This window comes from Pseudochelatococcus sp. G4_1912 (assembly GCF_047501465.1).
Classification (GTDB): Bacteria; Pseudomonadota; Alphaproteobacteria; order Rhizobiales; family Beijerinckiaceae; genus Pseudochelatococcus.
In genome coordinates this window covers 1298944-1320009 of sequence record NZ_JAZDRL010000001.1, presented here as the reverse complement: position 1 = coordinate 1320009, position 21066 = coordinate 1298944, and the positions used below count along the sequence as shown (strand labels likewise).

Here is a 21066-nt window from a genome sequence, read left to right as displayed (position 1 = left end):
TTATACCTCTATCACAGCCACTTGCTTAACATCATTTATGCTATGCAAGCATGAGCTTTACCAAACCCCATACATTGTAAAGACCGGTTCTATCTCAGGCAACACCATGCCCTCTAGAGGATGGAAAACATGCAGCAAAACGCTGGAAACAGATGCAAATGGGCCGCAGTTTGCTTATGGTGCGCGGAACGCTTCCCATGAAGCGTGGGTTTAAGATGTGTTGAGGCTCATACCAGAGTGCTGAAATTTGCAGACCGTCCTCATGGCGAAGCAAGTATTCTGATCTTGCCTCTTCATTAGCTTTTCGCACTAGGGGAGAAAGCCGGATATGATCCGCGCCATTGCTTCAAGTCTCACTGTTTGCGCTGTAAGCGCATCGTTTGCCGCCCTCCTGCTCGCCGGCTCTGCCAGCGCTCAGGATAAGACAGTGCATGTCTATAACTGGTCGGATTATATCGACGCCGATACCCTTGATGCCTTCACCAAGGAAACTGGCATCAAGGTGGTCTATGATACGTATGACAACAACGAAATTGTCGAGACCAAACTGCTGACCGGCAAATCCGGTTATGATATCGTGGTGCCATCCGGCCCGTTTCTGGAGCGCCTGATCAAAGCAGGCGTGTTCCAGAAGATGGATCAATCAAAGATACCCAACGCCAAAAATCTTTGGCCGGAGATTTCCGATCGCCTCAAAACGTTCGATCCGGATAACCAATATGCCATCAACTATATGTGGGGCACCACCGGCATCGGCTTGAACGTCGCCAAGGTGCGCGAGCGTTTGGGGCCTGATGCAGCGTTGAATACCTGGGATCTGGTGTTGAATCCTGAAGTTGCTGCAAAGCTCAAGGATTGCGGCATCTACATCCTTGATTCACCTGAAGATCTATTCCCTGGCATACTTGACTATCTAGGTCTGAACCCTGACTCAAAAGATCAGAAGGATCTGCAAAAGGCAGCAGATGCGCTGACAAAAGTGCGCCCTTACATCCAGAAGTTTCACTCGTCAGAATACATCAGCGCTTTGGCTAATGGCGACATCTGCGTAGCTGTTGGGTATTCCGGTGATATTCTGCAAGCAGCAACGCGCGCTGAAGAAGCCAGGAATGGTGTCGAGATCAGCTATCACGTACCGCGTGAAGGCGCGCTGATGTGGTTCGACAGCTTCGCCATTCCTGCGGATGCCCCACATCCTGAAGAAGCCCGTGCTTTTATTGACTTCATGAACCGGCCTGAAATTGCAGCCAAGAACGCCAGCTTTGTTTCCTATGCCAGCGGTAACCTCGCGGCCAAACCATTGGTTGATGAGGCCGTGCGCAATAACCCCGGCATCTATCCTGATGACGAAACCATGAAGCGCCTGTTCACCAATACCGCTTACGACGACCGCACCCAACGCATCGTCACCAGGCTCTGGACGCGCATCAAAACCGGCCGCTGATACGCCCTAGCAGTTTGCGTTCAATTTGATTATTCAAATGAACACAAGTTGCAATGAAATATAGAAATCAGAACGTCAGATGCTTTAAATGATAAGGGCGGCTCACAATAACGAGCCGCCCTTTTTCTTATCGGCAAAATGAAAGCCCTACTGCGCTTTCCATGGATATATCCATGTTTCAGTAAGCGCCCGCTCGCCCGCGCGCAGAAAGGCGCGGATATCCACTGTTTCACCTAGAGGAACAGCAACATCAATGCCCGCCCGGAACCCATCAATCTTTGGGTTCTTGGCCAGGAACGTGCGCACCACTTGCCCTTTGGAGACCGACGCATCAATGGTGACGCGTGCAGGATCCAGCGCATAATAAGCTAGATCATTACCAGCAAAATCAATCAGAAAACGGCGTGTACCCGGCAGCACTTCTTCGCCTGAACCTGCAGCCTTTGGCTTGCCTTGATATGTATTAATTGCTCGCCCACCAGCATGCAGGCTTTCAGCATCGCCAATTGCCTTGATCCGGTAGCGATAAACCAAAGTCTGCCCTGCCTGTGGCGCCTGATCGGGCACCCAGAACGCGACAATATTATCGTTTGTTTCATCATTTGTGGGGATTTCGAGCAACTCAACACGTCCCGGCCCCCAATCACCAACGGGCTCTACCCAATAACCTGGGCGCAGTTCGTAGTGCAGGTCGATATCCTGATAATGCTCGAAGTTCCGATCCCGCTGCAACAACCCGAAACCACGGATGCTTTTATCGACAAAGGATGAGCGGGTTTGCTCAGACGGATTGCGTAGCGGACGCCAGATCCATTCGCCTGCGCTGGAATGAACGAGCAGGCCATCTGAATCATGGAGCTCGGGGCGGAACTCATCCAGAAACCGCCGATCGTTTTCACCCACAAAGAACATTGACGTAAGAGGTGCAATACCAAGCTGCACAACGGGCTTGCGCATGAACAGCGTAGCCGTAACATCCATCACTGTTTCTTTGCTTGGATAGATATAAAACTGGAACGCCCCCGTTACGGAAGGGCTATCAAGAAGCGCAAAAACGCCAACCCGTTCCGCATCAGATGAGGGATTTTCGATCCAGAATTCACGGAAGAACGGAAATTCCTCCTCCCCCCCTGCATTGATCGCAAGGCCGCGCGCTGAAAGCCCATATTGCTGATCACGACCAAGAAAGCGGAAGTAGCTTGCGCCCAAAAATGAAATCAGCTCATCGAACACATGCGGATCGTTGAGAGGATAATGCAGCCGGAAACCCGCAAAGCCCAGATTCACGGGCAGGTTTTTATCCATAGCCTTCGGGCCAGCGTCAAACAATTGCGCGGAATAGGGCACCGGTGTCGGCACACCATCCCGAATGACATTGACCGTTACCGGCCGCTTGAACAAGAAGCCGAGATGAAACATCTGCATCCGATAAGAGCCACCTGTAGAGCCCAAAAGCGCCTTTTCAGGCTTGAAACGGATGTTGCGATAAGCATCGAAATCAAGATTGGCCACAGAGTCCGGCAAGGCAGGTGCGTGGTCATCAAATGCCACTGCAGAAAGCTCGCGCGCGCGCCGCACCACATCCTCATAGCCAAACTGCGCTTTGGGGGCGCTATCTTCCTCAAGCGTGGGACGGACCGGCGGCATCTGCGCCAAAGCGCTGCTACCCGACAACGTCGACGCAGCAGCGGTAGAGGCAAGTGAGGCAGCAAGGGAAGCCAGAATGCGGCGTCTCGAAATCGGCGACATAGGGTCTTTCTCGGTTTAGCTGGCTTGTCATCAAGCCAAACAGGCAAGCCAGCATAACAGACAACAAGAAGATGGCGGGATCAGGAATAACCGCCCTTTTGGAGAAAATTCGTTAATACAAGATTTGGATGTGACTGAAATTTAAATTTAAGCACAACCACATACAAAGCGTAGCACTAACGTTCCATGAGCCTGGTTCTTGTTTAAGAAAACACCCTACTTTGAATTTCTCCTCCGCATAGGTTAAATATGTATGATAGCTTGTGTAAATAAACCATCATATTCAGGGAACGAGCAAATAATCTTTAATCCGGTTGCGAGATGACATTCTCATGAACATCCATGATCGCGGATCTGTGTCGCGCAGGCCTGCGATCATAGCGTTCTCTATACGCATATCTGCAGCCGCTACCCCGAAAGATATAGTCGATTTTAAGGAGTGAAGGCTCTCATCCCTTCATCGCGCAAGCGGAAAACGCCTCGTCCGTATGATGAAGCGCTTTACAAGCTGTGCCATCTGGTTGAGAATACCTTCCTGCATCTCAAGCGCTGGCGCGGTGTTGCTATACGATATGCCAAAATACCGCATCATTTACAGCCGCAGTGCCGATCAGAGCTATCGCCTTACGGGAAAACACTTTGTTACTACAATATATATGATATAATAACGAATTATTATCTTTATCAACCCGAGATACGCATAAATGTATATCTCAGTAAACTTAATAAATTGGAGTTTACGTTATGGAAAAAATAAATTATTCACCTGTTTTACTTAATAAAATCGATATCCAGAAACCTCTAACAACTGATTATAACCTTTTCAGACGCATTATTGATCGTATTATGGATTTTTTCTGCTCTTCAAATGTTTATGAAATAAAAAGCATGGTCTTTTCTTTGTGCTCCAAAGAAACGAGCGATAAGAAGAAATTTGAATTATTTGCTCGGCTTTTCAAATTGGCCGATCAGGATGGAAAAGCGCTTTTCTCCGGCGCGATAGATGAAACCCGGGGCCTTCACATATTAAAGCTGGCTGATGTTGAGTTTCAGCTGTCGATGGGCGGGAAAACATCGGCTGAGTACCTGGCCGACCTATTCTTTGATAGCCCGACACAACAAGAGATCGCAATGGTTAGCGATATTCTTGATGCTCATGATAGTGATGCTTACAAGAATCGAGCCGCTCTTATAGGAAGCTTAAAGCTCCAGGCACAGACGCCAAATCATCTCGGTAATCTGATTGATATCTCGTACGATGGAGACCTTAGCGGCAAACTGAACATTCACCATTGCACAGAAATTTCATTAAAAGGCGCGGAATTTCCTGGGAATATCAGCAAGATGGAAAGTGAGCTGAGAGAGCGTATCGCTCTTGAAATGAAAGAATGCTCTAAAATCGCTTCCGCTATCAGGAATCATCACAATAACTCGTATATTAAGAGTGTGACAGCGTTTTTAAATGATTTAAAAGCTCCATTTCCAGTACGCGGCGATAAAGATCATGATATATTCAGTGTAACACGTAGAGATATTAATCGCTCAGCTTATTCAATTAACGGCCAGACACTTGAACGTCGAGGCACTTGTGATCCTGCTGAAGAGGCGCAAGCATTAACAAGCTTTTGTACAACGCTAAGAAATATTGGCTGCTCTCTGGAACAACGCAATGTTATATTATCAACATGCAACCAGAATGCTACATTAAGTATCAATCATTCTTTGGATAACCCTATAATACCGACCGGAGAGAAAACTATAAATCAATTCAACATCCGCAAGGGTGATGGAAAAGATATTGTAGTAGAAAATTATACTATTGCCACATCATACGATAATGCCGCTGAAAATGGGAATATTATCGATATGCTTGAGACGGAATCTATATGCCATTCTTGGCTAATACATAAAGTTATCTTTACCATCAGCCCAGATGGAGACATCAAGGTAACGGAGTGTTATATGCGTACTTTGATGGCCCCACTAGAATCCGAACCGGCGCTATCCAATCCCCAATTAGATGACAACGTGATACATCCTTGAAATTTGCTACTCTAAAAGATTGCTGGAAGCATCCGTTCGCCACGGGGACACGGGCTTAATCCCATTGACATAGTTATGTCAGGTGAAGCTCCTGACATAACTAGCAACGATGCAGTATTGACACCAAGCACCCAATTGCAAGCTATCGTAGTGCACCTGTGCGCGTTTATGCATCACAGGTATGGCAGAAATGCATCAGGTTGTCAGTTAATAGCGCATATAGACTGCCAGAGCCCTTGAGAATCACCCCTGTAAGCCTTATAAAACACTTGCCCAATTTCGCACGTGCCTGTGGTCGCGTGCCGGTTGGCGGGGTTCCGGACAAGAGGCCGGTTTTCTCGCCCGAGGCGTGGGATTAACTTCCCCACGTTTTTGATAAACCGGCAGCCGGAGGCGAAACCGGCCCACTCTGCTCTCCGCAGGGGACGGGACTTAAAGCAACGACGGAACGGGCTTTTTTGGTCTCTATCAGCTTTCCAAAGGCTGGTGGCGGTTTACCGAAGAGGCTTGTCCATCTTTGCCAGGCGTGCGGGCGGGAAACACCCATCCAATCCAAGGCAGCAACATGAGTTCGCCATCTGCGGCAACTCGTGCGTATTCGATTTGATATCGTATTTGCGTCTCCACAGCGCAACGACGCCATCAATCGTATTCGCATTCCTGGGGCATTACAGCCCTTATTGACCTTGATTGTTCCGCATGGAGTGCATCCAATGACAGACCGTATCCGTGAATTTCTCCGCAACCGACGTGAAGACGGTCCTTGCCTTGTGGTCGACCTTGATGTCGTGCGCACCAATTATCTTGCATTCGCCCATGCCCTGCCCGACACGCGCGTATTCTATGCCGTGAAAGCCAACCCTGCGCCGGAAGTGCTGTCGCTGCTTGCCTCGTTGGGCTCAAGCTTCGACACTGCTTCAGTTGCGGAAATCGAGATGGCATTGGCGGCGGGCGCCTCACCCGATCGCATCTCCTTCGGCAACACCATCAAGAAGGAGCGAGATGTCGCGCGCGCATTTGCGCTGGGCATCCAGCTTTATGCTGTCGATTGCGAAGCGGAAGTCGAAAAGATTGCTCGTGCAGCTCCCGGGTCACGCGTGTTTTGCCGCATTCTATGCGATGGTGCGGGCGCTGAATGGCCGCTTTCGCGCAAATTCGGCTGCGATCCCTCACTCGCCGTGGGCGTGTTGGAGCACGCACATCGGTTGGGCCTGGAGGCTTATGGCGTATCGTTCCATGTCGGATCACAACAGCGTAATCCCCAAGCGTGGGATCAGGCTTTGGCCTCATCCGCCAGCATTTTTCATCAATGCGCCGAGCGTGGCATCAGCCTGTCAATGGTGAATCTTGGCGGTGGTTTTCCGACCAAGTACCTCAACGACATTCCGGCTGTTGAAGCTTATGGGGCGTCGATCTTCGACTCGCTGCGAGCGCATTTCGGCAACGCTATTCCCGAGACAATCATCGAGCCCGGCCGCGGCATGGTGGGCAACGCAGGAATGATTGAAGCCGAGGTAGTACTGGTATCGCGCAAAAGTGCCGACGATGAGCTGCGTTGGGTCTATCTGGATATCGGCAAATTCGGTGGTTTGGCTGAAACCATGGATGAATCGATCCGGTATCCAATCCGCACTGCGCGCGATCACGATGCTATGGAGGCATGTGTTCTTGCAGGCCCAACCTGTGACTCCGCTGATGTGCTCTATGAAAAGACGCCATACCCACTACCCGTGAGCCTGACCATCGGCGACAAGGTGATGATTGAAGGTGCCGGCGCCTACACCACTACATATGCAGCGGTAGCCTTCAATGGTTTCCCGCCGCTGAAAGCCTATCACATCTGATTTCGCCATCTTTTGTTTTTCCGGCTGCCCCGGCTGAAAATTGCCGGGCAGGGAGGAACTTGCCGTGTTCACAATTCGTAAAGAAATCCCTACCGATATCGATGCACGGGAAGCGCTGCTCGATACATGCTTCGGCCAAACCCGACATACCAAAACCAGCGAGCGCCTGCGAGAGGGACGTTTGCCGGCGCGTAATCTTGCCTTGAGCGCAACTGCTGCTGATCGTTTGATTGGTACGGTACGCCTTTGGCATATTTCTGCAGGCTACAAAGGCGGAAAGCTATCATGTCCTGCTTTATTGCTTGGACCGCTTGCCGTTTCGCCTGAATACCAATCACTCGGCGTTGGCAGCGCATTAATGCACGCCAGCATCGAGGCCGCGACACTGCTTGGCCATCGCGCAATTTTGTTAGTGGGGGATGCGCCCTACTATGCACGCTTTGGCTTCAGCACCGAAAAGACCAATGCTCTATATTTCCCAGGTCCGTTTGCCCGCGAGCGCTTTCTTGCTCTGGAACTGGTACCCAGGGCGCTTGAGGACGTCCAAGGCCTTGTTGCGGCGACAGGTCAACTCACATCCATGCCAAATGCATTGTCTCAGCTGCCGCAAGCTGCCTAAGGCTATAGCACCACAGAAATTCAAGACGCAGTACAACTGCCGGCATGTTGAAACAAGCCTCATAAAATTACTGAGAACTGCTTACACCCTGTTTTACGAATAAGGCGTAAGCGGTTCTCTTCCTTGATTTTTGAAGCTTACATTTACATGCAGACGAAGAATGTAATTTCTTACTTTCCGCCAAGCGCCCGATACACCTTGGTGCCCGCACGACCTGTTTCCGGCATACCAAGCTGACGCTCAACATCCTTGATTGCCATACGGGTGACAACACCGATTTTACCGTCGGCCTCACCAATATGATACCCCTTCGCCAGCAACAGCTTCTGCAACTCAAAACGCTCAGCCCGCGTCAAACCAGGATCATCGGTAGGCCAAGGCGTGCGCAACGCAGGATATCCAGCTAGCCGATCGGCAAGGTGGGAGATCGCCAAAGCGTAGGATTCAGCTTGATTATATGAATAGATCGCATCGAAATTACGGAACACAAGAAATGCAGGTCCATTCGGTCCCGCTGGCAACAATAACCCTGCCTGCCCTTCGCCCTTAAGTGGCTGACCATCAGCCCGCTTAATACCGCGCTGCGCCCATTCTGCAATAGCGATTTTGTTGCGACGTCCCGTAGACCCTTTATATCCAGGCGGAACCTTAACCTCAATCAGCCACGGCTCCCCGGATTTCCAGCCCGCACGCTTGAGATAATTGGCAGTTGAGCCCAATGCATCAGGCACTGAACTGACGAGATCGCGCTTTCCATCGCCATCAAAATCGATTGCAAGTCTTTGATAAGTAGTTGGGATAAACTGTGTCTGCCCAAAAGCGCCAGCCCAAGAGCCATAGAGCTTATTCAGGGCAAGATCTCCCCGATCAACAAGCTTGAGTGCTGCGAACAACTCCCCGCGCCAGAAATCTTTACGGCGACCACCATCACAATATAGCGTGGCAAGTGCATGAGGCAGGAAAAAACTACCGACATCACGGCCATAATCGGTCTCGACACCCCATACGGCAGCAATGACATAACGATCAACGCCAAAGCGCTGTTCAGCAGCACGGAGCACGACGTCATACCGCCCCATTTGTGCTTTGCCATCGTTGATGCGTTGCGCATCGACAAGAAAGCCGATGTAGTCCCAGATCGGTGTTTTGAATTCCGGCTGTACCTTGGAAAGCTCCAGTACTTTTTCATCTGGCGCATCCACATTAAGTGCCTTTGCCGTCACATCCCGACTAATGCCTGCCTTAATAGCAGCAAGCCTGAGATTGGCAGCGCAGGCAGAAAAGCTGGCCTGGGCTTCAGCAGGCGTTGCAAAGCCCGCACTGGTTGCAACCAAAGCGACAAGCGCCACAATAAATGACAAAACAGGGGTGAAATGCACCCGTAATCTGCCTTGCATGCCTCTTTCCTTCATAACTTTATCCGAATCTCCACTACCCACGCTCGATATACAGAGGGATTTGATAAATTTTCGTATATTCCTCTACGAGAAATTTGCAGGCGGATGACAGCATATCAGTTTATGCCAACCCAGCAATAAAATGGACATAAAATCGACGAAACAACCATAAAATAATCAATTATAAATAATTACTCCATCAATGATAAACAATGTCATTTCTTATTCATTTAAAAAAATATTAAATCATGTTAATTAATCAAAATTATATAAACAATATTTATTAAAAAATTCACAATACGAAAATCATACAGACGCTAGCCCCTTCAAACGACCAACACAGAACGATATTGCCTCACTGGAAAATTGGAGCAACCGGCCTGCGTCATACGCGATTATGCTTAATTCCCATGCCTTTTTAGTTTCCCAAGCCCTTTCCATCAGGAAGGCGCACAATAACTTACGCAATAAACATATTTATACCGGCATTTCTGCAATCTGTTAACCAAGTGGTAACCATACTCGCGCCAAATGTTAACAGAACAGAAACCTGAAGAAGTGCCGTGACCCAGACAGCCCCTCTCCCAGCCTCCTCATCCAGCGACGTCGCACAGCCGTCAGCTAAGCGCCCATCGATCCGCTTTCGTGGCCGATCCTTTCTGGCGCTGATGCTGTCACCTGAGGCACCGCTCGATGCATGGCTGGATGAACTCTACAACCTGATCGACCGCTCGCCTGGATTCTTCGGTGCACGAGCGGTCATTCTGGATGTCTCCAGCCTGGACATCGACAAACAGGGCCTTATCGATTTGCTTGCCCGTCTTAACGAACGGCGCATTCAGGTGATGGGCATTGAGGGCGCTAAGGAATCTTGGCTTGGGCCCGGCTTCCCACCGCTTGTACGTGGCGGAAAGCAGGTGAACGAGGTTGATATCCCCGCGCCAGCTGCAACAACAGGCGAGAAGGCGGCTATCGAAACGTCGCCTACGGCTTCTCCGACAGCTGTGGCGAAGGAAGACAACGCCGCACCTATCGCGATTCCGCAAGAAGCCGCTCGTCCATCTCTGCTTATCGATCAGCCTGTCCGTTCAGGTCAGTCGATCGTGTTTCCGCAAGGTGATGTCACCATCATCGGCTCCATCGCTTCGGGCGCAGAGGTGATTGCAGGTGGCTCCATTCATGTCTATGGCGCTCTTCGCGGACGTGCGTTGGCGGGGTGCGCGGGGCATGCATCGGCACGTATTTTCTGCGGCAAGCTCGAAGCCGAACTTGTCGCGATCGATGGCCTCTACAAGACGGCTGAGGCTCTTGATGATCATCAATTCGGCAAACAAGCCGTCCAAATCTGGCTCGAAGGCGACGCGATTAAAATCGCTCCCCTGAACTGAAGAGGGAAATAAAATGGCCAAAGTACTGGTCGTAACATCGGGTAAAGGCGGCGTTGGCAAAACCACGTCGACGGCCGCCCTCGGGGCGGCACTAGCGCAGACCGGACAAAATGTCGTGGTTATCGACTTTGACGTTGGTTTGCGCAATCTCGATCTGGTGATGGGCGCAGAACGTCGTGTGGTCTATGACCTCATCAACGTTGTGCAGGGCGAAGCCAAGTTGGCGCAAGCTCTTATTCGCGACAAGCGGGTTGAAACACTCCATCTGCTGCCTGCCTCGCAGACACGCGACAAGGACTCGCTCACGGAAGAAGGCGTTGATCGCGTCATCAATGAGCTGCGCGAGAAATTTGACTGGATTATCTGCGACAGCCCTGCTGGCATCGAGCGCGGCCCAACGCTTGCGATGCGCCACGCAGATGTTGCCGTTGTCGTCACCAACCCTGAAGTATCATCGGTGCGTGATTCAGATCGCATCATTGGCGTCCTCGACTCCAAGACTTTACGGGCTGAAAACGGTGAGCGTGTTGAAAAGCATCTGCTTCTCACCCGCTATGACCCAATCCGGGCTGAGCGCGGTGATATGCTGAAGGTTGAGGATGTGCTGGAGATTCTGTCGATCCCGTTGATTGGCATCATCCCTGAGAGTGAGGAAGTGCTGCGCGCATCCAACCTCGGTACGCCAGTTACCATCAGCAACCCTAATAGCGCCCCTTCACGCGCTTATCTCGATGCAGCCCGCCGCCTAAGTGGTGAAACGGTTGAGATGTCCATCCCTTCGGACAAGAAGGGCCTGTTCAACAAGCTGTTCGGACGGAGGGCGGCATGAGCTTTTTTAAACTGTTCAGCCGGCGGTCGTCGGCCCCTGTGGCACGTGAACGCCTGCAGATCCTGCTGGCACATGAGCGCATCTCGACGGGCCAGTCTGACCTTGTCGCCATTCTGCGGGAAGAAATTCTTGCTGTTATCGCCAAGCATATTCAGGTTGATAGCGATATGGTCAAAGTAACCATGGAGCGCGGTGATGCCGTCTCAACGCTGGAAGTTGATATAGAGATCCCATCCCATATTGCACCAGCAGCCGCCAATGACGTGGCAGGAAAGGCATCGGATAAGCTCTCATCGACTGCGGGTAAAGCACCCGTTATGGCGAAAACAACTTCAGGCACATTGTCACGTTCAGCCCGCGCTTGAGGCAGGCTATTGTGCATTATGGCTGAGCATTAAACCGAAAAAAGCGGGCACCTTTTCGGCTTGATGCTATAAATTTTCCCATAAACAATTCCATAAGGCAGGGCGTATTTTCAACGCTCTGCCTATTTTTATGTCTGATACACAAAACACGCGCAGAAAGGGCGTCCATAAGCGCCCTTTCCCATTATTCAGCAAGATGAATGTCAGTGGCTATCGCGCGGAATGCCCTTTGTTTGTGCGATTTGTTGATACTTTACGGCAGATTCCAGCACTGCACCGGTCTCAAGTTGCCCGACAATAGCACGCTGGATTTCCTGCCAGGGCGTCTGGCTCTCCGGAAATTTGTAGCCCCCTGCCTGCGCAAGCTGACGTAGACGTTCAGCCAATTCTTCATCCGATATCATGATGTTGGCAGAGCATTTTCCAAGGTCAATACGCACTTTGTCACCTGTTCGAAGAACAGCAAGGGCGCCACCTACTGCAGCTTCAGGCGAAGCATTCAGGATTGATGGCGAGCCTGATGTGCCAGACTGCCGCCCATCGCCCACGCATGGCAGCGACATGACACCACGCTTAATCAGGTAATCAGGCGCACGCATATTGACGACTTCGGCAGATCCCGGATATCCAACAGGCCCTGTACCGCGCATGAATAGAATGGTGTGTTCATCAATCGCAAGCGCTGGATCATCGATACTTGCGTGGTACTCTTCAGGCCCATCGAATACCATGGCCCGCCCCTCAAACGCATCTGGATCTTTGGGGTCAGACAAATAACGTTCCCGGAATTCTGGCGAAATAACACTCGTTTTCATGATGGCGGACGAGAACAGGTTGCCACGCAAAACAATAAAACCAGCCCGTTCCTTTAGGGGCTTGTCATATGGGCGAATAACCTTTTCATCTTCAATGCGCGCATCACGGCAATTATCGCCGATCGAGCGCCCGTTGACGGTGATTGCTGCCTCATTGATCAATTTCTGATCCATCAGCTGGCTAACAACCGCTGGCACACCTCCTGCATGGTAATAATCCTCGCCCAGGTACTCACCTGCCGGTTGCATATTAACAAGTAAGGGAATTTCGTGGCCATAGGTTTGCCAGTCATCCACCGTTAGCTCCACGCCCACGTGACGCGCCAATGCATTGAGGTGAATGGGCGCATTAGTCGAGCCGCCGATTGCTGAATTCACACGGATGGCATTAATGAATGCTTCTTTTGTAAGAATATCAGAGGGTTTAAGGTCTTCGCGCACCATGTCAACAATACGTAGCCCCGTACGATATGCCACTTCCTGACGATCACGATAAGGCGCTGGAATCGCAGCCGAGCCGGGTAGTTGCATACCGAGCGCTTCTGCTAGCGAGTTCATCGTCGTGGCAGTGCCCATAGTATTACAATAACCGGTAGAAGGCGCTGACGACGCAACCAGCTTCACAAAGCCCTGGTAATCAATTTCACCGGCTGCCAGCATTTCGCGGGCCTTCCACACGATCGTGCCTGAGCCCGTGCGCTTCCCCTTGAACCAGCCGTTCAGCATAGGGCCGACAGAAAGCGCAATCGCAGGGATATTGACAGTTGCCGCCGCCATCAGGCACGCAGGCGTGGTTTTATCGCAGCCGATTGTCAACACCACGCCATCGAGTGGATAACCATAAAGCACCTCAACCAAACCCAGATAGGCAAGATTGCGGTCAAGCGCCGCCGTAGGCCGTTTGCCAGTTTCCTGAATGGGATGTACCGGAAACTCAATCACAATGCCGCCTGCTTCACGAATGCCTTCACGCACACGTTTCGCAAGCTCTAGATGATGACGGTTACATGGCGAAAGATCGGACCCGGTCTGTGCGATTCCAATAATTGGCCTGCCTGACTGCAACTCTTCCTGACTTAGCCCGTAATTCAGATACCGCTCCAGGTAGAGGGCGGTCATATCGGGATTATCCGGGTTGTCGAACCACGCGCGTGAGCGGAGTTTGCGAGGGGCGGCAGAAGCGCCTTTTGACCTGTCACTCATTTTAGAATTCCCCGGTTCTACACTGAACATCAAAAAGAGGTATCTCAGCAGCCTTGCAAACAAAGATAGGCAGAGAAATATCTATCAACTTATTGTTATAAATCAAACGACAGCATTATCTGAACATTCTTTATAAGTTGGCATCCGTGCTATCAGAAGTCCCTCATACTTACGATGACAATATGTCGATAAATAGCTCAACAATATTTCTTCATCCAATCATGAAAGTATCAGCTCAGAGGCCAAGCGGCGCAAAATCGGCATCGGAATGATATTTAGGTATTAATGGAGAAATGCTTGTAAAATTAGCATACCTCCCTCTGCCTCACTCCCTAACACCTGACCATTCCAGGTGGGTCACCTTCATCAAGGTGATCTCCCCAGCATCTCTAAAATTGATATCAATACTCGTATTGCAAACAGCACGCGCCAAGTTTGTCTTTAGGATCAGTTTTCTATAGTTTCGGTAAAGTTCCCGCAAGTGTTGCGAGCAAAGCGCGGATATTTACGAAGAACATACAGACTGAAAAATGCATACTTAGCTGCTGCTGTTATTCCATATATGCTTCCCTATACTGCTTCCATACACGCCCCGAAATAAGATAGCAGTTCCCTAAGCATTTGCTTGTGCAATTTATTCATCCAAAGCAGGAATCTTTTTAACACTTTCTGCTGTAGCTTTTGCAGGAAGGGGTGAAAGTACCTGCAATTTCTGCCATGCGCTCAACGCAAGGCACACTTGAAATGGCACGGGAAGGAGCTTGAATTTACCAGTGCCCAGCAGTATAAACATAAGTGCCAGCCCGGGCCCCTCTGACAGTTCATCGAACTGTGATGTCGGACTGGATATCTGAAATCGGGTGGCCTGGAGCATGTAGAAAATTATCGATATCGTTAATATACCATGCTGCGCGCTTGAAAGCTGCAAGGCATGGCAGTTGCAATAATTACTCTGCCCTTTCACCTTACGTGGAATTCCTGCGGGCAATTGTTGCGTGAATAAGCGGACGGATTTTTCCATCCGCACGATATCATTCCTACTGCACCAAGTTCCCAACCTCATGGTGGGTGCCGAATGGTTGATTTGTTTAACTCTTATCTCTTTACACCAGAAGCGCTTACTGCTCTGCTTCAGGTTATCATGATTGACCTTGTGCTGGCAGGCGACAATGCGATCGTGATCGGCCTTGCGGCCGCTGGTCTGCCCAAAGAGCAGCGTGGCAAGGCCATTCTCATCGGTATTATCGCAGCAACAGTACTACGTATCATTTTTGCGGCGGCAACGACCCAATTGTTGCAGATTGTCGGTCTTCTTTTTGCCGGCGGCGTATTGCTTCTGTGGGTATGCTGGAAGATGTGGCGCGAGTTGCGTGTCTCGCATAATGACGAGCTAGAAGCTGTTGAGGCGTTGGAAGAGCAAGACATCAACAATGATGGCAGTATTGCAGCCAAAACTCCGCGAAAAACCTTTGCGCAAGCAGCTTGGCAGATTGTTATTGCAGACTTGTCTATGTCGCTCGATAACGTACTTGCCGTTGCAGGCGCTGCACGGGAGCATCCAGAAATTCTGATCTTCGGATTAGTGCTTTCTGTCGCACTAATGGGTGTTGCGGCCAGCTTTATTGCCAAGTTGTTACAGCGCCATCGCTGGATTGCATACGTCGGCCTTGCCGTCATTCTCTACGTAGCGCTGGATATGATCTATCGCGGCCTACTTGAAGTGATACCAGTTGTAAATGGCGTGATGTAAAGAATATTTATGGCGCTTTCAGAAAAGCGTCAAAATAAAACTCATAGCATTTTAGCGATCAACAATCGTCAAAATGCTATGAGACTTATCTTAAATTCGAATGTATAGAAGCTTGAAGATGGTTATCAAGATTTTATACGCACTTAAAATCAATGAAGTTGTGACCTCCGTCGATCGCAAGCGTCGATAATTCTTTGTTTTCTTTCATTAGAAGATATGCCTTCGAAGAGCGCTTCAGGATTATCGTCCAGCGCTTTTACGCGTCCACCATGTGCCAATACGCTATCGTCTAATCCATTAAAGGTTGTATCTGAGATTTTCGCCAGAACGCGCATACTGATCCGCGTTTTAGCTCTAGGCGACAAGCTATTAAATACATCCGCATTCAGGCTTTCAAGAATTTCATTTGGCAGAGCGCTGAACAAACGTCCATCAAGTTTAGCCACTGTACTGGGTGACAGGCCATTCAAGTATCCAGGTTTAATAAATGCTTTCTTCCCCCATTGCCACGCCTTGTATATATCATGATTCCATTGACCACCAGAAAATACAAAAAGCTCTACCACAGTCTCGTCAATCATATTTGGGATACAAGTTAAAATCGTAGCCCACGTCTCAGTAACCATCTGATGACCACCATGACATGCCAATTTCTGCATCATACTCTTATTAATACGCTTTGGGGCCAGTTCCAGGATCTTAGCTAGCGCCTCAATGTTAACCCGATTACCACGAAATATTATTTTTTCGATCATATCATCATCAATATGGGGGGGGGCAATGCGCAGGAAAGTATCCAGCACATCAATATCCACCTGATCATCATGAAATATCTTTCCGTTGACCACATCATCATCAACATGAGCGGGGACAAAGCACAGGATAGTACACAGCATCTTAAAATCCACACCATGCTTTATCGCTTGATCGATCATAGTCTTATTAACACGAGCGGGGGCAATGCGCAGGAAAGTATCCAGCACATCAATATCCACCTGATCATCATGAAATATCTTTCCATTGATCACATTATCATCAACATGAGCGGGGACATAACGCAGGATAGTACACAGCATCCCAAAATCCACACCATATGATATCGCTCGATCGATCATAGTCTTATTAACACGAGCGGGGGCAATGCGCAGGAAAGTATCCAGCACATCAATATCCACCTGATCATCATGAAATATCTTTCCATTGATCACATTATCATCAACATGAGCGGGGACATAACGCAGGATAGTACACAGCATCCCAAAATCCACACCATGCTTTATTGTTCGATCGATCATAGTCTTATTAACACAAGCAGGGGCAGCGCGCAGGAGAGTATCCAGCGCCTCAGAATTTACTCCACCATCATGAAATATCGCTCGATCGATCACGTCATCATCAACATGAGCGGGGACATAACGCAGGATAGTACCCAGGAGACTAATATCCACGCCATGCAATATTGCTTGATCAATCATAGTCTTATCAACATGAGTGGGGACCAAGCGCAGGAGAGTATCCAGCGCCTCAGAATCTACCCCACCATCATGAAATACCGCTCGATCGATCATAGCCTTATCAACACAAGTGGGGACAGCGTAGAGGATAGCATCCAGCGCCTTATAATCCACATCACCATCATGAAATACCGCTCGATCGATCATAGCCGCATCAACACGATCGGGAGTGCATTGCAAGATTTCAGCCAGCGCCTCATAATCCACCTTACCACCATGAAATATCGCTATACTAGTTATAATTCTGCAATACAGTTCTTTCACGCCATCAAAAACATTTAAAGGAAACCTAACCACAGACGAAAAAACATTACTAATAACATATCCAACATATTTACAAGCACTCACCACAGGAGCTGCAATAACACTAAAATAACTTCCATCAAAATATGATAGCGCAGATGGAGACGTAATTGGGGCATCCAGATTTGTAGAATTATAAGTTTGATTTAGCGGCAAGCCAGAGACAGCAGCAGGAGTACTCATAAAAACCTCAGCAAATAGAATAACGAAAAACACGCCCTGACGCAGCCCAGACAATGTTATGTTTTGCTTTGTGCACTTCATCTACCTCTTGAATAGACATCTTGCAAGATAGAGATTGAAATAGAATTCTATATGTCATTGGCTAGAGCTGGCAGAATATGCATTTTCAACATTTCAGCGCTTTCTGAAATCACTTGGCGCACTACCCTCCCATTGTTTAAATGCGCGCGAAAAACTCTTCTCGTTGCGAAAACTGGCTATATGTGCGGTCTGCTTGAGAGGACAATTCGTGCGCTGCATCAAGTCGATGGCATAGTCGCGGCGCACGACATTCTTGATGATGCTTGTATTAAATTCGAATGTATAGAAGCTTGAAGATGGTTATCAAGCTTCTATACGCATTTAAAATCAATGAAATTGCGGCTTCCGTCGAGCGCAAGCGTCGACAATTCTTTGTTTTCTTTCATTAGAAGATATGTCTTCGAAGAGCGCTTCAGGATTAGCGGCCAGCGCCGCTACGCGTCCATCATGTGCCAATACGCTATCATCTAATCTGTTAAAGGTTGTATCTGGAACTTTCGCCAGAACGCGCATACTGATCCGCGCTTTAGCTTTAACCGACAAGCTATTAAATACATTTTCCTTGAGATTTTCAAGAATTTCATCTGGCAGAGCGCTGAACAAACGTCCATCAAGTTCAGCCAATGCATTGGGTAACAAGCCATTCAAGTATCCAGGTTTAATATATTCTTCCTTCCCAAATCGCCACGCTTTGTACACGTCACGATTCCATTGACCACCAGCAAATACAAAAAGCTCTACCACAGTCTCATCAACATCATTTGGGATATAATCTAAAATCGTAGCCAACGTCGCAATAACCATCTGCTGATCACCATGACATGCCAATTTTTTCATCATACTCCCATTAATACGCGTTGGGGCATGATCCAGGATCTTAGCCAGCGCCTCAATGTTAACCCGATCACCACGAAATATTATTTTTTCGATCATATCATCATCAACATGAGGGGGGTCATAGCGAATGATAGTACCCAGCACATCAATATCCACCTGATCATCACGAAATATTGCTCGATCGATCATAGTCTTATCAACACGAGCGGGGTCAGCGCGCAAGGCAGCCAACGTCGCAGCAACCATCTGCTGATCACTATGACATGCCGATTTCTTCGTCATATTCTTATTAATACGCGTTGGGGCCAGCTCCTGGATCTTAGCCAGCGCCTTAATGCTAACCTGATCACCACGAAATATTATTTTTTCGATCATATCATCATCAATATAAGCGGGGTCATGGCGAAGGACAGCACACAGCGAAGCAAGATGCACCTGATCATCACGAAATATTGCTCTCTTGATCATATCCCCATCAACCTGAGCGGGGACACAACGCAGGATAGTACTCAACATCAAAGCATCCACACCATCCGATATTTCTCGATTGATCATAGTCTTATCAACACAAGCGGGGGCATAGCACAAGAGAGTATGCAGCATCTCAGAATCCACACTACAATCATGAAATCTCGATGGATGGATCACACCATCATCAAGATGAGCGGGGACCCTGAGCAGGATAGTACACAGCATCTTAGAATCCACACCACGCAATATCGCTTGATCGATCATAGTCTTATCAACACGAGCGGGGGCAATGCGCAGGATAGTATCCAGCGCCTCAGAATTTACCTTATCATCATGAAATATCGCTCGATTGATCATAGTATTATCAACACGAGCGGGGTCAGCGCGCAGGATAGTATACAGCGCCTCAGAATCTACCTTACCACCATGGAATATTGCTCGCTCAATTGTAGCCTCATCAACATCATAATAGGAGGTAGAGTGCAGAAGATGATTTAGCAAAGAATAATCCACCCTATCACCGAATATCACTTGGGATACCACTCGTTTGGTCTCAGCCTTATTATCATTAGCATCCACTACGGATTTAGCATGCTCATAATCATAGATTCCCTCATGATACGGGTCTAGATCATATTTAGTATTCTTATAATCATAGATTCCCTCATGATACGGGTCTAGATCATATTTAGTATTCTTATAATCATAGATTCCCTCATGATACGGGTCTGGATCATAATATCTTCCACTAAAATACCGGTCTGCAGATGGAGATGTAACTGAAGACACCGGATTTACAGATCCAGATTCGGAGCGTTGGGTTTGGGTAGCCGGATTTGCAGAATTATAATCTTGACTCCACAGCCAACCAAAAACGGTATTGAAGATATTACTCATGCGAACCTCAGCAAATAGAATAACGAAAAACACGCCCTGACGCAGCCCAAACAATGTTATGTTTTGCTTTGTGTAATTCATCTACCTCTTGAATAGACATATTGCAAGATAGAGATTGAAATAGAATTCTATATGCCATTGGCTAGAGCTGGCAGAATATGCATTTTCAACATTTCAGCGCTTTCTGAAATCACTTGGCGCACTACCCTCCCATTGTTTAAATGCGCGCGAAAAACTCTTCTCGTTGCGAAAACCGGCCATATGCGCGATCTGCTTGAGAGGGCGGTTCGTGCGTTGCATCAGATCGATGGCATAATCGCGACGCACGGCATCCTTGATTTCCTGTAATGATGCCCCCTCCTCCTGCAGCTGACGGTGCATGGTGCGGCTTGAGATGGCCAACATCTCAGACAGGGCTTCTGCATTAGGCAGATCATTGGTGTGCGTAGATGACGCCAGATGACTTTTTAGCAGCATGCGCACACGATCAACAAGCAAACGATCACGCCGATATTGCAATACTGTCAGCTGCAATGCTTTTTGTAACATCTGCCGTGTTGCAGTTTCATCCCGAACAGGCGTCAATGACAAGTATTGGGCATCAAAACTGAAACCTGCATGGGCAGCCTCAAACCGTGCCCGACCAGGAAACATCGCGCCATAAGCGCTGCCATGTTCCGGTTGTGCATAAGGAAATGTCAGATCGATGAGCGGAATACGAGAATCGATCAACCAACAGGCAAAGCCATGCGCCATGCGTAATACCGAAACCAGACAGAACTCTCGCAACGCAGCTGTCACGCACCGTTCGTGAATTGTAATGGAGGCCGCACCGGCCTTGACGCTAAGCGTGAGCGCTATATCCTCCGTTAGCAAGCCGTGACAGCGGCACCAACGTTTAAGGGCAACTCCTAAATCGGGGGCTGTGACGGCGGCCCGGCAAATCATTCCATGGCTGCCCCACGGCAGACGGCGAGAGAACCACCCAAGCGCCTCATCATCCAGCTCTCGCATCGCATAACCGGATAATTTCTCGAATTGCTCTGCAGTCACGCGCGATGCAGGATCATCCAGAAGATGCGGCACAATTCGTGCCTCGCGCAGGGCCGCATCAAAGGATAAGCCATATGCTTCATAAGCTTTTGTAATATAGCGCACAAAGGCTATTGGCGTGACCGCATCGGAGAGTGATCTTGCGTTTCTATTCATAACTCATTCTTGATAAATGATGGCATGATTTGCAACCATTGTGGCACCAAATGAGTGGGATGACACAGTAATCTTTGTGCCAATGAACTGGCCATGCTGGCGCCAACGACAAATAACGAGCGGGG

General features: G+C 48.9%; 15 protein-coding genes and 2 pseudogenes. 9 read left to right on the top strand and 8 right to left on the bottom strand.

Annotation, left to right across the window (positions count from 1 at the left end; all coding sequences use genetic code 11):
• Nucleotides 1–328 precede the first annotated feature (328 nt).
• Complete coding sequence (locus tag VRZ32_RS05930) at nt 329–1444, top strand: polyamine ABC transporter substrate-binding protein (RefSeq protein WP_414524757.1); 1116 nt, start codon at nt 329–331, stop codon at nt 1442–1444.
• 147 nt (nt 1445–1591) lie between these two features.
• On the opposite strand, the gene VRZ32_RS05925 is transcribed toward VRZ32_RS05930, so the two are convergent.
• Nucleotides 1592–3193 carry a glucan biosynthesis protein gene (locus VRZ32_RS05925; protein ID WP_414524756.1) on the bottom strand — a complete coding sequence of 534 codons (1602 nt, stop codon included), beginning with the start codon at nt 3191–3193 and terminating at the stop codon, nt 1592–1594.
• Between the two features lie 436 nt (nt 3194–3629).
• On the opposite strand from VRZ32_RS05925, the pseudogene VRZ32_RS05920 reads away from it, so the two are divergent.
• The 4 genes and pseudogenes from VRZ32_RS05920 to VRZ32_RS05905 form a co-directional block, all read left to right on the top strand.
• Nucleotides 3630–3853, top strand: a pseudogene (locus VRZ32_RS05920) (hypothetical protein); the annotation flags it as partial.
• An 84-nt stretch (nt 3854–3937) separates the two neighbouring features.
• Complete coding sequence (locus tag VRZ32_RS05915) at nt 3938–5236, top strand: hypothetical protein (protein ID WP_414524755.1); 1299 nt, start codon at nt 3938–3940, stop codon at nt 5234–5236.
• Between the two features lie 713 nt (nt 5237–5949).
• A complete protein-coding gene (locus VRZ32_RS05910) occupies nt 5950–7080 on the top strand; it encodes a type III PLP-dependent enzyme (protein WP_414524754.1) in 1131 nt (376 codons plus the stop codon).
• A 64-nt stretch (nt 7081–7144) separates the two neighbouring features.
• Nucleotides 7145–7699: a GNAT family N-acetyltransferase gene (locus tag VRZ32_RS05905; RefSeq protein WP_414524753.1), complete on the top strand. Its 555-nt coding sequence runs from the start codon at nt 7145–7147 to the stop codon at nt 7697–7699.
• Between the two features lie 170 nt (nt 7700–7869).
• Here VRZ32_RS05905 and VRZ32_RS05900 read toward each other — a convergent pair whose 3' ends face one another.
• On the bottom strand, nt 7870–9096 hold the full coding sequence (locus VRZ32_RS05900; protein WP_414524752.1) for a lytic murein transglycosylase: 1227 nt from the start codon (nt 9094–9096) through the stop codon (nt 7870–7872).
• 635 nt (nt 9097–9731) lie between these two features.
• Between VRZ32_RS05900 and minC the strand changes: the two genes are divergently transcribed.
• From minC to minE, 3 genes and pseudogenes are all read left to right on the top strand, one after another.
• A complete protein-coding gene (gene minC, locus VRZ32_RS05895) occupies nt 9732–10484 on the top strand; it encodes a septum site-determining protein MinC (protein WP_414525055.1) in 753 nt (250 codons plus the stop codon).
• Nucleotides 10485–10497: 13 nt separating this feature from the next.
• Nucleotides 10498–11313 carry a septum site-determining protein MinD gene (gene minD / locus VRZ32_RS05890; RefSeq protein ID WP_414524751.1) on the top strand — a complete coding sequence of 272 codons (816 nt, stop codon included), beginning with the start codon at nt 10498–10500 and terminating at the stop codon, nt 11311–11313.
• Nucleotides 11310–11546 (top strand): annotated as a pseudogene (gene minE / locus VRZ32_RS05885) (cell division topological specificity factor MinE); the annotation flags it as partial. The gene minD and the pseudogene minE, both read left to right, overlap by 4 nt.
• 335 nt (nt 11547–11881) lie before the next feature.
• Here minE and VRZ32_RS05880 read toward each other — a convergent pair.
• The gene (locus VRZ32_RS05880) at nt 11882–13696 is read right to left on the bottom strand and encodes an IlvD/Edd family dehydratase (protein WP_414524750.1); all 1815 of its coding nucleotides are present in this window, start codon (nt 13694–13696) and stop codon (nt 11882–11884) included.
• A gap of 634 nt (nt 13697–14330) precedes the next feature.
• On the bottom strand, nt 14331–14717 hold the full coding sequence (locus VRZ32_RS05875) for a hypothetical protein (RefSeq protein ID WP_414524749.1): 387 nt from the start codon (nt 14715–14717) through the stop codon (nt 14331–14333).
• A gap of 54 nt (nt 14718–14771) precedes the next feature.
• Here VRZ32_RS05875 and VRZ32_RS05870 point away from each other — a divergent pair, with 54 nt between their 5' ends.
• A complete protein-coding gene (locus VRZ32_RS05870) occupies nt 14772–15446 on the top strand; it encodes a TerC family protein (protein WP_414524748.1) in 675 nt (224 codons plus the stop codon).
• A 149-nt stretch (nt 15447–15595) separates the two neighbouring features.
• Here the strand turns inward: VRZ32_RS05870 and VRZ32_RS05865 are convergent, their stop codons facing one another.
• The 4 genes from VRZ32_RS05865 to VRZ32_RS05850 form a co-directional block, all read right to left on the bottom strand.
• Entirely contained in the window at nt 15596–17527 is a 1932-nt protein-coding gene (locus VRZ32_RS05865; protein WP_414524747.1) for a hypothetical protein, read from the bottom strand.
• Between the two features lie 93 nt (nt 17528–17620).
• Nucleotides 17621–17773, bottom strand: a complete 153-nt coding sequence (locus tag VRZ32_RS05860) for a helix-turn-helix domain-containing protein (protein ID WP_414524746.1) — start codon at nt 17771–17773, stop codon at nt 17621–17623.
• Nucleotides 17774–17854: 81 nt separating this feature from the next.
• Nucleotides 17855–19813, bottom strand: coding sequence for a hypothetical protein (locus VRZ32_RS05855; RefSeq protein WP_414524745.1), 1959 nt, complete (start codon nt 19811–19813; stop codon nt 17855–17857).
• A gap of 93 nt (nt 19814–19906) precedes the next feature.
• Entirely contained in the window at nt 19907–20941 is a 1035-nt protein-coding gene (locus VRZ32_RS05850; RefSeq protein ID WP_414524744.1) for an AraC family transcriptional regulator, read from the bottom strand.
• Between the last annotated feature and the right edge of the window lie 125 nt (nt 20942–21066).

Excerpts from the sequence above, each read along its gene's own strand:
- VRZ32_RS05875 (WP_414524749.1), bottom strand. The coding sequence starts at position 14,717 with ATGGAAAAATCCGTCCGCTTATTCACGCAACAATTGCCCGCAGGAATT.
- VRZ32_RS05900 (WP_414524752.1), bottom strand. The coding sequence starts at position 9,096 with ATGCAAGGCAGATTACGGGTGCATTTCACCCCTGTTTTGTCATTTATT.
- VRZ32_RS05880 (WP_414524750.1), bottom strand. The coding sequence starts at position 13,696 with ATGAGTGACAGGTCAAAAGGCGCTTCTGCCGCCCCTCGCAAACTCCGC.
- VRZ32_RS05870 (WP_414524748.1), top strand. The coding sequence starts at position 14,772 with ATGGTTGATTTGTTTAACTCTTATCTCTTTACACCAGAAGCGCTTACT.
- VRZ32_RS05865 (WP_414524747.1), bottom strand. The coding sequence starts at position 17,527 with ATGAAGTGCACAAAGCAAAACATAACATTGTCTGGGCTGCGTCAGGGC.
- minD (WP_414524751.1), top strand. The coding sequence starts at position 10,498 with ATGGCCAAAGTACTGGTCGTAACATCGGGTAAAGGCGGCGTTGGCAAA.
- VRZ32_RS05910 (WP_414524754.1), top strand. The coding sequence starts at position 5,950 with ATGACAGACCGTATCCGTGAATTTCTCCGCAACCGACGTGAAGACGGT.
- VRZ32_RS05855 (WP_414524745.1), bottom strand. The coding sequence starts at position 19,813 with ATGAATTACACAAAGCAAAACATAACATTGTTTGGGCTGCGTCAGGGC.
- VRZ32_RS05915 (WP_414524755.1), top strand. The coding sequence starts at position 3,938 with ATGGAAAAAATAAATTATTCACCTGTTTTACTTAATAAAATCGATATC.
- VRZ32_RS05930 (WP_414524757.1), top strand. The coding sequence starts at position 329 with ATGATCCGCGCCATTGCTTCAAGTCTCACTGTTTGCGCTGTAAGCGCA.
- VRZ32_RS05850 (WP_414524744.1), bottom strand. The coding sequence starts at position 20,941 with ATGAATAGAAACGCAAGATCACTCTCCGATGCGGTCACGCCAATAGCC.
- VRZ32_RS05925 (WP_414524756.1), bottom strand. The coding sequence starts at position 3,193 with ATGTCGCCGATTTCGAGACGCCGCATTCTGGCTTCCCTTGCTGCCTCA.